Source organism: Enterobacter sp. N5-15 (genome assembly GCF_057221635.1).
On the sequence record NZ_CM170150.1, the window covers coordinates 3234530 to 3248534 of the forward strand.

Annotated in this window: 13 protein-coding genes and 1 tRNA gene; 7 read left to right on the forward strand and 7 right to left on the reverse strand. The window is 56.1% G+C overall.

Features of this window, described 5'->3' with window-relative positions:
• On the forward strand, positions 1 to 1590 hold the full coding sequence (gene yejF / locus AC2TE5_RS15335; protein WP_484611948.1) for a microcin C ABC transporter ATP-binding protein YejF: 1590 nt from the start codon (positions 1 to 3) through the stop codon (positions 1588 to 1590).
• A 3-nt stretch (positions 1591 to 1593) separates the two neighbouring features.
• Here yejF and AC2TE5_RS15340 read toward each other — a convergent pair whose 3' ends face one another.
• The 3 genes from AC2TE5_RS15340 to rsuA all read right to left on the reverse strand — a co-directional run bounded on the left by AC2TE5_RS15340 (position 1594) and on the right by rsuA (position 4137).
• Positions 1594 to 1938, reverse strand: a complete 345-nt coding sequence (locus AC2TE5_RS15340; RefSeq protein WP_028013883.1) for a YejG family protein — start codon at positions 1936 to 1938, stop codon at positions 1594 to 1596.
• A gap of 279 nt (positions 1939 to 2217) precedes the next feature.
• Positions 2218 to 3414 carry a Bcr/CflA family multidrug efflux MFS transporter gene (locus tag AC2TE5_RS15345; protein WP_008500953.1) on the reverse strand — a complete coding sequence of 399 codons (1197 nt, stop codon included), beginning with the start codon at positions 3412 to 3414 and terminating at the stop codon, positions 2218 to 2220.
• Positions 3415 to 3429: 15 nt separating this feature from the next.
• Positions 3430 to 4137 carry a 16S rRNA pseudouridine(516) synthase RsuA gene (gene rsuA / locus AC2TE5_RS15350; RefSeq protein WP_032659004.1) on the reverse strand — a complete coding sequence of 236 codons (708 nt, stop codon included), beginning with the start codon at positions 4135 to 4137 and terminating at the stop codon, positions 3430 to 3432.
• A 152-nt stretch (positions 4138 to 4289) separates the two neighbouring features.
• Between rsuA and radD the strand changes: the two genes are divergently transcribed.
• Entirely contained in the window at positions 4290 to 6050 is a 1761-nt protein-coding gene (radD, locus tag AC2TE5_RS15355) for a DNA repair helicase RadD (RefSeq protein WP_484611949.1), read from the forward strand.
• 125 nt (positions 6051 to 6175) lie between these two features.
• The gene (rplY, locus tag AC2TE5_RS15360) at positions 6176 to 6460 is read left to right on the forward strand and encodes a 50S ribosomal protein L25 (RefSeq protein ID WP_029740955.1); all 285 of its coding nucleotides are present in this window, start codon (positions 6176 to 6178) and stop codon (positions 6458 to 6460) included.
• A 52-nt stretch (positions 6461 to 6512) separates the two neighbouring features.
• Here the strand turns inward: rplY and yejK are convergent, their stop codons facing one another.
• Positions 6513 to 7520, reverse strand: coding sequence for a nucleoid-associated protein YejK (yejK, locus tag AC2TE5_RS15365; protein WP_008500957.1), 1008 nt, complete (start codon positions 7518 to 7520; stop codon positions 6513 to 6515).
• A gap of 134 nt (positions 7521 to 7654) precedes the next feature.
• Here yejK and AC2TE5_RS15370 point away from each other — a divergent pair, with 134 nt between their 5' ends.
• The 3 genes from AC2TE5_RS15370 (at position 7655) to AC2TE5_RS15380 (ending at position 9811) form a co-directional block, all read left to right on the forward strand.
• Entirely contained in the window at positions 7655 to 7882 is a 228-nt protein-coding gene (locus AC2TE5_RS15370; RefSeq protein WP_008500958.1) for a YejL family protein, read from the forward strand.
• A gap of 19 nt (positions 7883 to 7901) precedes the next feature.
• Positions 7902 to 9662 carry an LPS biosynthesis-modulating metalloenzyme YejM gene (yejM, locus tag AC2TE5_RS15375; protein ID WP_484611950.1) on the forward strand — a complete coding sequence of 587 codons (1761 nt, stop codon included), beginning with the start codon at positions 7902 to 7904 and terminating at the stop codon, positions 9660 to 9662.
• A gap of 72 nt (positions 9663 to 9734) precedes the next feature.
• Positions 9735 to 9811: transfer RNA gene (locus AC2TE5_RS15380), tRNA-Pro, on the forward strand.
• 38 nt (positions 9812 to 9849) lie between these two features.
• On the opposite strand, the gene AC2TE5_RS15385 is transcribed toward AC2TE5_RS15380, so the two are convergent.
• Together AC2TE5_RS15385 and AC2TE5_RS15390 are read right to left on the reverse strand one after the other, a co-directional pair.
• Positions 9850 to 11037, reverse strand: a complete 1188-nt coding sequence (locus tag AC2TE5_RS15385) for an MFS transporter (protein ID WP_484611951.1) — start codon at positions 11035 to 11037, stop codon at positions 9850 to 9852.
• 124 nt (positions 11038 to 11161) lie between these two features.
• Positions 11162 to 11422 carry a DUF2534 family protein gene (locus AC2TE5_RS15390; protein ID WP_063143759.1) on the reverse strand — a complete coding sequence of 87 codons (261 nt, stop codon included), beginning with the start codon at positions 11420 to 11422 and terminating at the stop codon, positions 11162 to 11164.
• A 209-nt stretch (positions 11423 to 11631) separates the two neighbouring features.
• On the opposite strand from AC2TE5_RS15390, the gene eco reads away from it, so the two are divergent.
• Positions 11632 to 12135, forward strand: a complete 504-nt coding sequence (gene eco, locus AC2TE5_RS15395; protein ID WP_063440883.1) for a serine protease inhibitor ecotin — start codon at positions 11632 to 11634, stop codon at positions 12133 to 12135.
• Positions 12136 to 12270: 135 nt separating this feature from the next.
• On the opposite strand, the gene mqo is transcribed toward eco, so the two are convergent.
• Complete coding sequence (gene mqo, locus AC2TE5_RS15400) at positions 12271 to 13920, reverse strand: malate dehydrogenase (quinone) (RefSeq protein WP_032646585.1); 1650 nt, start codon at positions 13918 to 13920, stop codon at positions 12271 to 12273.
• Positions 13921 to 14005 lie beyond the last annotated feature (85 nt).

A 14005-nucleotide genomic window follows, 5' to 3' on the forward strand; every position in this document is an offset into this window, starting at 1 on the left:
ATGACCCAGCCTCTTCTGAGTATTGATAACCTGTCGATTGCTTTTTCAACGCAGGGCGAGACGCGCACCGTAGTCACCGACCTGTCGCTGCAGATCCAGCCCGGTGAAACGCTGGCCCTGGTGGGCGAGTCGGGTTCAGGCAAGAGCGTTTCAGCACTCTCCATCCTGCGGCTGCTGCCTTCTCCGCCGGTGAGCTACCCACAGGGGGATATTCTGTTTCACGGCAGTTCGCTGCTGCATGCCGACGAACATACCCTGCGCGGCATTCGCGGCAACAAAATCGCCATGATCTTCCAGGAGCCCATGGTTTCCCTCAACCCGCTGCACAGCCTGGAGAAACAGCTCTATGAAGTGCTCTCCCTGCACCGGGGGATGCGCAAAGAGGCCGCGCAGGGAGAAATTCTGGACTGTCTGGAACGAACGGGCATACGCAACGCGGCCAAACGGCTGAATGATTTTCCGCACCAGCTCTCCGGCGGTGAACGCCAGCGCGTGATGATTGCCATGGCCCTGCTCACACGCCCCGAGCTGTTGATTGCCGACGAGCCTACAACGGCGCTGGACGTGACGGTACAGGCGCAAATATTGACGCTGCTGCGGGAACTGCGTGACGAGCTGAACATGAGCCTGCTGTTTATCACGCATAACCTGAGCATTGTGAGAAAGCTGGCCGACAGCGTCGCGGTGATGCAAAACGGACGGTGCGTTGAGCAGAATACCGCGTCCACGCTGCTTAGCGCGCCGCAGCACCCCTATACGCAGCGTTTGCTCGACAGCGAACCCTCCGGCGACCCGGTTCCTCTCGCGGCTGACAGCACACCGCTGCTGCGCGTTGAGGATCTGTCCGTCTCGTTCCCGATCCGCAAAGGTATTCTGCGCCGCATTGTCGATCGGAACCCGGTGCTGAAAAACATCCGCTTCTCGCTGCGCCCGGGAGAATCCCTCGGGCTGGTGGGCGAATCCGGTTCGGGCAAAAGCACCACCGGTCTGGCGCTGCTGCGCTTAATTGCCTCTGAGGGCAAGATCCTCTTCGACGATATGCCGCTGCACCGCTGGAACCGTCGTCAGATGCTGCCCGTGCGGCCCCGCATGCAGGTGGTGTTTCAGGATCCCAACTCCTCGCTTAACCCACGGCTCAGCGTGTTACAGATTATCGAAGAGGGTCTTCGCGTACATCAGCCCGGCCTGAGCGCTCAGCAGCGAGAGCAGGACGTTATGCGGGTGATGGCCGAAGTGGGCTTAGATGCCGGAACCCGCCACCGCTATCCGGCTGAATTCTCCGGCGGGCAGCGCCAGCGTATCGCCATTGCCCGCGCGCTGATCCTGAAACCGGAGCTGATTATTCTGGATGAACCGACGTCGTCGCTGGACAGAACCGTTCAGGCGCAGATCCTGGCCCTGCTGAAAGGGCTGCAGGAAAAGCACCAGCTGGCCTATATCTTTATCAGCCACGATCTACAGGTGGTGCGGGCGCTATGCCATCAGGTGATTGTGTTGCGACAGGGAGAAGTGGTCGAGCAGGGTGAGTGCCAGCGCGTATTTAGCGCGCCAACGCAGCGCTACACGCGCCAGCTGTTGTCGGCAGACTAGCGGTCAGAACGGGTACTGGCCGGAGAAAGGCTCGGCGATGGCAACGCCAAAATTCTTCAGACGGCAGGTGGCGGCAAACTCGTCCTGGCTTTTAACAAACAGGCACGGCTCACCTTCACACTCCAGTACGGAGCTGTCCACTTCGATATCCGTCAGGGCCTGACTGAGACGCTCCATCACCCGCCACGCATTTTCGTCGCTCGGGCTCAGCAGCTTGAGTGCGACCAGGCAGTTTTCGCAGCCCGCGACGCTTTGCGGAATCGGTTCAACTTTCGAACCTGCAAAACCCGCCGACCAGCGATAGCTCTGGGGCAAGCGATGGACAATGGAGAGTTGTAATGTATTCACGTTCGTTCCCCGGAAGCAAAATTTACTTCACAATTTATTTACATTTATAGTAACACATCATCGCCAGCCTGCACTATTCAGCGCTTTTTTATCCGTTTCCAGGCTTGCGTCGGCGCTATATGTACCCGTTTCTGCGATCTAACTCAACCTTTTTGAATACAATGATGTGACTTTTTACACAAATAGATTTTACATAAAATAAACAAACACGGAATAAACGAACGGGGGTTTGGTTGATATGCATCAACAAAAAAGGCCCTGACGGGCCTTCTCTGTGTTTTAGTGGGCCGCTTTTCGCGGTCGACTGGCGTAAAGATAGAAGAGTATCGAGCTGGTTGCGCAAAAAGCCATCGCCCACAGCATCGGCCATGCCGTCGTAAAGGTGGCCATCGAAAGCAACGCGCCAACGATAGCGCCGATGCCGAAGCGGAACGTCCCCGCCAGGGAAGATGCGGTGCCCGCCATATGCGGAAACTCATCCAGGATCACCGCCATCGCATTAGATGACACCATCGACACGCAGCCGACAAAGGCCGCCACGCCGACCACCAGCGCCCAGAAACCCACGCCCAGAAACGCACTCACCACCAGCCAGATAGCCATCACAAACTGGATCCACAGCCCGGCGCGGAACATGTTCAGCGCCCCCACCCGCCGGACAAAACGGCTGTTGATGATGGTCATGATGAACAGGAAGACGATGTTGAGCGCAAAGTAATAGCCGAAGTGCTGCGGCGAAACGTGGTTCAGCTCGATGTAGACAAACGGCCCGGCGCTCAGGAAGGAGAACATTCCGGCGAAGCTGAACCCGCTTGCCAGCATATAGCTGAGCACGCGCTTATGGCGAAACAGCGAGGCAAAGTTGCCTATTGTGGTTCGGATGTGGAATTTCTGACGGCGCTCGACGGGGAGCGTTTCATCAATAAAGAAGAAAATCATCGCGGAGGCCAGCAGCGCGGCCAGGGCCAGGATCCAGAAAATCACGTGCCAGCTAAACCACACCAGCACCGCACCACCGGCCATGGGTGCCACCAGCGGCGCAATCGTCGTCACCAGCATCACGAACGACATCATGCGGGAGAACTCTTCCTTCGGGTAGATATCGCGCATCAGGGCGTTAATCACCACGCTTGCCGCTGCCGCCGCCAGACCGTGGAAGAAGCGCATGATAATCAGATGATCGATGGTCTGCGCCAGCGCACAGGCAACCGCTGCGGCCGCAAAGACCAGCGTCCCGCCCAGAATGACGGGCTTGCGTCCAAGGCTGTCCGCCATCGGGCCATAAAACAGCTGGCCGAGGGCAAAGCCGAGAATATAGGTGCTGAGCGTCATCTGCGCGCTGCCCGCCGGGACGCCAAACTGTGCAGAAATTACCGGCAGCGCAGGCAGGTACATATCAATAGACAGCGGCATCAGCATGGCCAGCAGGCCAAGAATGAAGACGATTTTGAACGACGAGTGTGGCCTGGTGGTCACAGAGCTCTCCTGAAATTAGTGCGAAGGCAGACCGACGCTGGCGATCTCTTCTTCCGTTAACGGACGATATTCGCCTGGCGCCAGGTCGGGATCGAGTTCAATCGCACCAATCCGCTCACGATGCAGGCCAACAACGCGGTTCCCCACGGCGGCAAACATACGTTTCACCTGGTGGTAACGTCCTTCGCTGATGGTCAGACGGACTTCGGTCGGCGTGATTACCTCAAGCACGGCGGGTTTGGTCAGATCTTTTTCATTATGCAGCTGAACGCCTTTCGTGAATTGCTCTGCCGTGTCATCGGACACCGGCGACTCCAGCGTGACCAGATAGGTTTTCTCGCAGTGGTGACGCGGGGAAGTAATGCGATGCGACCACTGCCCGTCGTCGGTCATCAGCACCAGACCCGTGGTGTCGATGTCGAGACGGCCTGCGGCGTGCAGCTTGTGCGCCACCGGTTCATCGAGGAAATAGAGCACCGTCGGGTGATCCGGATCGTCCGTTGAGCAGACGTAGCCTTCCGGCTTATTGAGCATGAAGTAGCGCGGACCGTGCTGCTGGGTCAGCGGATTGCCGTCATACTCCACCTGATGCTCAGGCTGAAGTTTGAAAGCGGTGTCTCTCACAATGTCGCCATCCACGGTAACGCGGCTGGCGCGAATTTCGCGCCCGGCAATAGCGCGGCTTACGCCGAGTTGCTGAGCGATAAACTTATCAAGTCGCATGAAATCTTTTTAGCCTTAATGATGCTGGAAGTCGGACTACGGGTCCGAAAAAAGAAGCAGTCTGGAACGGTTCAGTATAATGGTCTGGTTGCGCCACTCAAGGGAAAAAGTTTCGTGGCATACTATGTGCGGAATAACGAAACCGAGACCCTATGACTTTTACACTTCGTCCCTATCAGCAGGAAGCCGTTGACGCCACCCTCGCCTGGTTCCGTAAACATCGCGAGCCGGCGGCGATTGTGCTCCCGACCGGCGCAGGCAAAAGCCTTGTCATCGCCGAACTGGCGCGTCTGGCACGCGGTCGCGTGCTGGTGCTGGCGCACGTCAAAGAGCTCGTCGCGCAAAACCACGCCAAGTATTGTGCGCTTGGGCTGGAAGCCGATATTTTCGCCGCTGGGCTGAAGCGCAAAGAGAGCCACGGTAAAGTGGTCTTTGGCAGCGTGCAGTCGGTGGCGCGCAATCTGGACCTGTTTCGCAACGAATTTTCGCTGCTGATTGTCGACGAATGTCATCGCATCAGCGATGACGACGACAGCCAGTATCAGCAAATCCTGGCCCACCTGAAAGCGGTGAATCCTCACCTGCGCCTGCTGGGCCTGACGGCGACCCCGTTTCGTCTGGGGAAAGGCTGGATCTATCGCTACCATTATCACGGCATGGTGCGCGGCGATGACAAGGCCCTGTTTAGCGACTGCATTTACGAACTTCCGCTGCGCTACATGATTAAACATGGCTACCTGACGCCGCCTGAACGGCTGGATATGCCGGTGGTGCAGTACGATTTCAGCCGTCTGCAGGCGCAGAGCAACGGTTTATTCAGCGAAGCGGATCTCAACCAGGAGCTGAAAAAGCAGAAGCGTATTACGCCGCATATCATCAGCCAGATAGAGGAGTTCGCCGCGACGCGCAAAGGGGTGATGATCTTTGCCGCCACCGTTGAGCACGCGCGAGAAATCACCGGGTTACTGCCCTCCGGCGACGCGGCGTTAATCACCGGCGAGACGCCCGGCCCGGAGCGCGACGGCCTGATTGACGCGTTTAAGGCCCAGCGGTTCCGCTATCTGGTTAACGTGTCGGTATTGACTACCGGCTTTGACGCCCCGCACGTCGACCTGATCGCCATTCTGCGCCCGACCGAATCGGTCAGTCTGTATCAGCAAATTGTTGGCCGCGGCCTGCGTCTGGCCCCGGGAAAAACAGACTGCCTGATTCTGGATTATGCCGGTAACCCGCACGATCTCTATACGCCTGAAGTCGGCGCGCCAAAAGGGAAAAGCGATAACGTGCCCGTGCAGGTCTTTTGCCCTGCCTGCGGGTTTGCCAACACCTTCTGGGGAAAAACCACCGCCGACGGTATGCTGATCGAACACTTTGGCCGCCGCTGTCAGGGCTGGTTTGAAGATGATGACGGGCATCGCGAGCAGTGCGATTTCCGTTTCCGCTTTAAAAACTGCCCGCAGTGCAACGCCGAAAACGACATTGCCGCGCGCCGCTGCCGGGAATGCGACACGGTGCTGGTTGACCCGGACGACATGCTGAAAGCGGCGCTAAAGCTGAAAGATGCCCTGGTGCTGCGCTGTTCCGGCATGGCGCTGCAGCCCGGCGCCGATGAAAAAGGTGAGTGGTTAAAAATCACCTATTACGACGAAGACGGCGCGGACGTCAGCGAGCGCTTCCGGGTCCAGACGCCTGCTCAGCGAATGGCCTTCGAACAGCTGTTTATCCGCCCGCATACCCGAACGCCGGGCGTCCCCCTGCGCTGGATAAACGTGGCCGATATCGTGCGCCAGCAGATGTTATTGCGCCATCCGGATTTTGTCGTCGCCCGTAAGAAAGGCCAGTTCTGGCAGGTGCGCGAGAAACTCTTTGACTACGAAGGTCGCTTCCGTCGCGCCAACGAATTGCGCGGTTAGCGGGACTTTTCATTGATGTGAGGGGCATTTGAGTATAAAATGCCGCCCGCTTCACATCCGTGAGGCAGAACACTCACCTGCTGCTGGGTCGCCTGTAGCAGGGTTTTAAATACAGAGAGAAATCAATGTTCACTATCGAAGCAGAAGTACGTAACGTGCAGGGTAAGGGTGCGAGCCGCCGCCTGCGTAACGCTAACAAGTTCCCGGCTATCGTTTACGGTGGCGAAGCTGCTCCAGTTGCAATCGAACTGGATCACGACAAACTGTGGAACCTGCAGACCAAAGCTGAATTCTACAGCGAAGTTCTGACCATCGTTGTTGGCGGTAAAGAAGAAAAAGTGAAAGTTCAGGCTGTTCAGCGTCACCCGTTCAAGCCAAAACTGTCTCACATCGACTTCGTTCGCGCGTAATCGCAAACACGTCGAAAAAAAACCCCGCTTCTGCGGGGTTTTTTTATGGCTGTTATTTCCCGCCCGAGGTGCGGCGCTGGAGCTGATCGCGCAGGTTCGGCGGCGTGCCTTTAATGGTCAGCGTATCGGTGGCCGGATCCCAGAAGATCCGTTCACCCAGCAACATCGCGTCAAAGTTGATGGTTAACCCGCCGCCGCTGCCGGCAAACTTGGTTAACTGACGCAGCGTACTGCGATCCGCCGGGAAGCTCTCTTCAAGCTCATAGCCTTTCTCCGCGGTGAATTCCTGGAAGCTGACTTCGCTGACGCCGGCCAGCTCTTTTGACAGGGACTCCAGCTCGATCTCCTCCCCTGCCTGCAGCTGTTCGTTGCAGTAGCTGTAAACCTGCTGACGCACGGTCTGGCGCTCAGATTTATCGAGCTGCGCTTCTGCTGTGAAGTCGTCAACCGCCTGGAGCAGACCTTTGTTCTGCGCTTTGGCGTTGAGACCTTCGCTGGCACCGAGGAAATCCATAAAGAAATCCGCCACTTTGCGGCCCACGCGCCCCTTCAGGAATGTCAGGTAGCGGGTCGACTCCGGATTGGTTTCCCATTCGGTCAAATCAATGCGCGCCACGATATCCGCATGGTTGATATCCAGATAATGCGTTGAGCTGATATCCAGCTGCTCGTTCACGCGCATACTGCTTAAGTTATTCAGCACGGTAACCAGCAGATACTCTACCGCCAGATAGCGGTAGTGGCAGAACAGCACAATCCCGCCGTCGGCAAACGGATATTTCGCCAGCTCGTCGCGCAGACGCCCGGTTGCGGCGCGGCTAAACGCCAGAAAATCCTCTTCGCCCTGACGCTGCAGGCGCAGGCTATCCGCCAGTTCACTCTCTTCGCTGAACAGGCCATAGGCTTTATTTTTGGCGCTGTAGACGCGATGCAGCTCTGCCATCATCTCCACAACGGTCGCCGTGGGTTCCAGTAACGAATCGCGCAGCACCACTTCAAGGGTTTGCTCATCACGCTTGATAAGCTGGTGCAAGGCAATCTGGTTGATTTCCAGACTCATGATAAACTCTCCTTTTAGACCGGGCGGTATTCAACCACCACCAGGACATGTGTGCAACAACAGATAAAAAAGGGGAAAAAAAGCTGTTGCTACGGTAATATGTTGCCCTTTCATCAACAAACTGATTTTGATTTATGCCACAACATTCCCGCTACAGTGATGAACACGTTGAACAACTGCTCAGTGAGCTGGTCAACGTACTGGAAAAACATAAAACGCCGACCGATCTCTCCCTGATGGTTTTGGGAAATATGGTCACCAACCTGATTAACACCAGCGTTGCTCCGGCTCAGCGTCAGGCGATCGCAAAATCGTTCGCCCAGGCTTTACAGTCGTCCGTCAGCAACGACCCGGCCCATTAAGGGATACGAACAACAGTTTATGGTGACGAATCGTCAGCGCTACCGTGAAAAAGTCTCCCAGATGGTCAGCTGGGGGCACTGGTTTGCCCTGTTCAACATTCTGTTGGCGACGGTCATCGGCTGTCGTTATCTGTTTGTCGCAGACTGGCCAACAACGCTAACCGGGCGTATCTACTCCTGGATAAGCGTTGTCGGTCACTTTAGCTTTTTGGTTTTCGCCACCTATCTGCTGATCCTGTTCCCCTTGACGTTTATCGTCATGTCGCAGCGTCTGATGCGATTCTTGTCCGCCATCCTTGCGACGGTGGGGATGACGCTGCTGCTTATCGACAGTGAAGTGTTCACCCGCTTCCACCTGCACCTCAACCCCATCGTCTGGGAACTGGTAATTAACCCCGACCAGAACGAAACGGCCCGTGACTGGCAGCTGATGTTTATCAGCGTCCCGGTGATCCTGTTGATTGAGATGCTGTTTGCCACCTGGAGCTGGCAAAAACTTCGCAGCCTGACCCGGCGACGCCATTACGCGAAGCCCGTCGCTGCGCTCTTCTTCATCTCCTTTATCAGTTCGCACATCATGTATATCTGGGCGGATGCGAACTTCTATCGCCCGATTACCATGCAGCGCGCTAACCTGCCGCTCTCATATCCGATGACGGCCCGTCGCTTCCTCGAGAAACACGGCCTGCTTGATGCGCAGGAGTACCAGCGCCGCCTGGTCGAACAGGGTAACCCGGAAGCCGTCAGCGTTCAGTATCCGCTGAGCGACCTGCAGTACCGCGATATGGGTCGCGGGCAAAACGTCCTGCTGATCACCGTCGATGGCCTGAACTATTCGCGCTACGAGAAGCAGATGCCTGCGCTGGCCGATTTCGCCAGTAAAAACGTCTCGTTTACTCAGCATATGAGCTCCGGTAACACAACCGATGCGGGCATCTTTGGCCTCTTCTACGGCATTTCAGCCGGCTACATGGACGGCGTACTGTCTACCCGCACGCCTGCGGCGCTGATCACCGGGCTGAATCAGCAAGGCTATCAGTTAGGGTTGTTCTCCTCCGACGGCTTTAACAGCCCGCTCTACCGCCAGGCGCTGCTGTCCGATTTCTCACTGCCGACGGCACAAAAACAGTCCGATGCGCAGACCGCCAGCCAATGGATAAACTGGCTGCAGCGCTACGCCCAGGAAGATAACCGCTGGTTCTCATGGGTTGCCTTTAACGGCACAACGCTTGCTGACAGCAATAAGAATGACTTTGCGCGCCGTTATGGCCGCGCGGCTGGCGATGTTGATGCGCAGATAGGCCGCGTGCTTGATGCGCTTCGCGAGTCGGGCAAGCTGGACAACACCGTGGTGATCGTGACCGCGGGTCATGGCGTGCCGTTAGGTGACGAGACGAAGAGTATGAGCTGGTCTCGTCCGAATCTGCAGGTTCCGCTGGTGATCCACTGGCCAGGCACGCCGGCGCAGCGCATCAATATGCTCACCGAGCATAAAGATGTGATGACGACCCTGATGCAACGCCTGCTGCACGTCAGCACGCCGGCAAACGAGTATTCACAGGGGCAGGATCTCTTCAGCGCCGCGCGCCGCCACAGCTGGGTGACGGCTGCGGGGAATAATACGCTGGTGGTAACCACGCCGAAGCTGACGCTGGTGCTGAACAGCAACGGGAATTATCAGACGTATAATCTGCAGGGTGAACGGTTGAAAGACCAGAAACCGCAGCTGAGCCTGCTGCTGCAGGTCCTGACGGATGAGAAGCGGTTTATCGCTAACTGATTAATAATAAACCAGTTAGCGACGGATTCCCTTGCATTCAAAACGGAATCGAGTAGTATTCTTTTTATGCGTCGGTACGTAGCGCAGCCTGGTAGCGCACCGTCATGGGGTGTCGGGGGTCGGAGGTTCAAATCCTCTCGTGCCGACCAAAATTATTATCAAAACCAGCCTTTTACGGCTGGTTTTTTTATTCCATTTCGCCAGGTGTTTTTCGCAGATAAACCAGCGTCGCCAGACAAATCACCGCCCCGGCATAAAACGTATACTGCGCACCAAACGTCTCCCAGATGGCCCCTGCCCCCAGGCTGGCGACTAATAACCCCACGCCGCTGACCAGACTAAAAATACCGTAGGCGGTACCGCGCAGATCCGCAGGCGCGGTTTTCGCAATCATTGCCGCCAGCAGTCCCTGGGTCATGCCCATATGTATCCCCCAAAGCGCAACGCCTATAATAATGCCTGCCCAGTGGGTGCTCAGCGCCAGCACAATGTCCGCGCCAATCAGCACCACCAGCCCCCACTGCAGTAATCGGGTGTGGCTCATCACGTCGGATAACTTGCCAAACGGATAGGCAGAGAGGAAATAGAGCAGATTCATGGCCACCATCACCAGCGGGATCAGCGCCAGCGGCACACCCGACTGCTGAGCGCGAAGCACAAGAAATGCTTCGCTGAAACGTGCGAGCGTGAAGATAGCCCCCAGGCCAATGACCCACCAGCAGCCTTTCCCGAGGCGCCTGAGGTTCTCTCGTTTGATGGGATTCGTTCGTTTATGTTCGACAGGGGTTTTAGGTTCATGCAGGCCGAAGAAAAGCAAGGCAACGGCGAGTACGCCGGGGATCACCGCAATCCAGAAAATGGTACGAAAATCATCATTCCACAGCAGCATTAAGCCGACGGCCAGCAGCGGCCCGAGAAAGGCGCCGATGGTGTCCATCGACTGACGCAAACCAAAGGCCGCGCCGCGGAGTTCCGGCGGCGTAACGTCAGCGACCAGCGCATCGCGCGGCGCCCCCCGGATCCCCTTCCCTACCCGGTCGATTAAGCGTGCCCCAAGAATCATGCCGGAGGAAGAGGCAATAGCAAACAACGGTTTACTCAACGCGCCAAGACCGTAGCCCAGAACCGCCAGCCCTTTACGTTTGCCCAGATAATCACTGATTGTGCCGGAAAACACTTTGATAAACAGTGCAGTGGCCTCAGCCAGACCTTCAATCATACCAATGAAAATCACGCTGGCACCCAGCGTCGTGACCATAAACAACGGCAGCAGGCTGTGAATGATCTCCGAGGAGATATCCATCAACATGCTGACGCCACCCACAACCCAGACTCCTTTCGGGATCCGGCTGAGCGTCGCAAACCGGGATAACATTGCGCATCTCCTGCTTTATGTCGAACAATCTTGTTCGACACAGAATATCCTGGAAATGCGAATAAAAATCATCTGATATAAAAAAAGCCAGCCCGCAGGCTGGCTTCATTCTCTGGGTGAATGCTTAGCGCTTCTCACGTCCACCCAGGAAGAAAATACCCAGCGGGATGGCCAGCAGAACGGTGAACACCAGGCTGTAGACGAAGATCATCGCCGATTGCAGGACATACATGCTGGTTGTCCAGGCAGAGAGGGGGATATTGTACTGTTCGATCACGCCAACAATGGTTGCCCGCCCCACGCACGCGGCAGCAATCATAAACACGACCAGCAGCGCCAGGAGGAATTTGCGGCCTTCAGGTGTTTTCAGTTTTGCACGAACCATCTCTCTTCCCTTTTACAGATGAATAACATTATATAAGGTCTAAAATAACACGAACTGGCACTCGACTCCACACCAGCATAAACAACCACCAAACAGGATATTTAAAAGCTCATAACGCTATTCATAGTGAAAATGTAAGTAAATAACACCAATCATTCATAGTTGTTATGTTAACCTGCCCAGGATCGTTTTGACATAAAGGAATGACAATGAAAAACGCACCTAAATTTGCCATCGCCCTCATCGCCGCCGCGTGCGTCAGCAGCAGTGCTTTCGCCAGCGAAACCCCAAAAGAGCAGCCGCTGGAAAAAGTGGCTCCGTACCCGCAGGCGGACAAAGGGATGAAGCGTCAGGTGATCCAGCTGCCGGTTCAGCAGGATGAAGCGAACTTCAAAGTGGAACTGTTAATTGGCAAGACGCTGGAAGTGGACTGCAACCAGCACCGTCTGGGCGGTCAGCTGGAAAGCAAAACCCTGGAAGGCTGGGGTTACGACTATTACGTCTTTGATAAAGTGACCTCTCCGGTCTCCACCATGATGGCCTGCCCGGACGGCAAAAAAGAGAAGAAATTTGTGACGGCGTATCTGGGCGACAATAGTCTGCTTCGCTACAACAGCAAGCTGCCGATCGTGGTCTATACGCCTGAAAACGTGGAAGTTAAGTATCGCGTGTGGAAGGCGGACGAGAACGTCGGTCAAGCGGTAGTACGTTGAAATTAAGTCGGGTGGCGGCTTCGCCTTACCCGACCTGGAAAGGGTGCGCTCTGGTGCCCTCACCCCAACCCTCTCCCACCGGGAGAGGGAGAAAACACTAAAAACGGTAACGGATGTTACCGTTTTGCTTTTACCTTACAGCGCGATATCCGCAACCGGTTTGTTTTCCGGCTGAGGCTTCAGCTCCGCTTTTGGCGCAGCATCCGCAGCCTGCGGCTTGATGTATTGCAGCTGCAGTACGCGGCTGGTGTATTCAAGCTCCTGCTCCGTCGCGCTCACGTTGCCGTTCAGCTTCGTGCCGTAGGATGGAATAATGGTTTTCAGCTTCGCCTGCCATTCCGGGCTGGCGACTTTATCTTTAAACACTTTTTCCATCAGGTGCAGCATAATTGGCGCAGCGGTAGACGCGCCCGGTGACGCACCCAGCAGCGCGGCGATGGTACCATCCTTATCGCTTACCACTTCGGTACCCAGACGCAGCACGCCGCCCTCTTTCGGATCGCGCTTGATGATCTGTACGCGCTGACCCGCCTGCCACAAGCGCCAGTCTTCTTTCTTCGCCTGCGGATAGTACTCTTTCAGCGCCTCGAAACGGTCGTCGTCAGAGAGCATCACCTGGCTAATCAGGTATTTCACCAGGTCGAAGTTATCCAGACCCACGTCCATCATCGGCTTGACGTTAGAGGTGGTTGTGGCGCTGAGCAGATCCCACAGGGAGCCATTTTTCAGGAACTTCGTGGAGAAGGTCGCGAACGGCCCAAACAGCACCACGCGTTTGCCGTCAAGCATACGGGTGTCGATGTGCGGAACAGACATCGGCGGTGCGCCGACGGAAGCCTGGCCGTACACTTTTGCCAGATGACGGTTCACCACTTCCGGGTTATCGGACACCAGGAACTGGCCGCCCACCGGGAAGCCCGCGTAGTCGTCAGCTTCCGGAATACCGGACTCCTGCAGCAGCTTCAGCGCCGCGCCGCCCGCACCGATAAAGACAAACTTCGCCTTGATAACGTGCTCGGCTTCGTTGTTTTTCAGATCGGCAACGGTCACGCTCCAGCTGTTATCCGCGTTGCGCTTGAAACCGCGCACTTCGGTGCTGAGCTGCAGGTTGAAGTTCTCTTTTTTCTTCAGAGACGTCACCAGCTGACGGGTAATTTCGCCGTAGTTAACGTCGGTACCAATTTCCGTACGGGTCGCCGCCACTTTCTGGTTCGGGTCACGACCTTCCATGACCAGCGGAGCCCACTCTTTAATCTGCGCGTGGTCTTCAGAGTATTTCATCCCGCGGAACAGCGTGCTCTGCTGCAGAGCGGCGTAGCGCGCGCGCAGGAAGTTAACGTTCTGCTCACCCCAGACAAAGCTCATGTGCGGCACGGTATTGATGAAGGAGTGCGGGTCGTGCATCACGCCGCTGTTGACCTGATGAGACCAGAACTGGCGAGAAACCTGGAATGCTTCGTTGATCTCTACCGCCTTCTCGATACTAATGGAACCGTCCTTTTTCTGCGGCGTATAGTTCAGTTCCATGAGTGCCGAATGTCCGGTACCGGCGTTATTCCATCCGTTCGAACTCTCCTGCGCCACGCCATCAAGGCGCTCGACCATGGTCATAGACCAGTCCGGCTGAAGTTCTTGCAGATAGGTTCCCAGCGTGGCGCTCATGATACCGCCACCAATTAAAAGGACGTCCGTTTCCTGCTCTTTTGGTGCGTCAGCTTTCGCCGCCATGGAGACGGTGTTAAGCCCCACGGCCAGAGAAAAGAGCATGGCAGTCATTTTTTTCATAATTTATGCCTTAGTGTAAAAGTGCTTGATGCGTGGAAATTGCAGGTGAAAAAAGCTGCGGGGGGCACGGTAACAACTTTTAAAT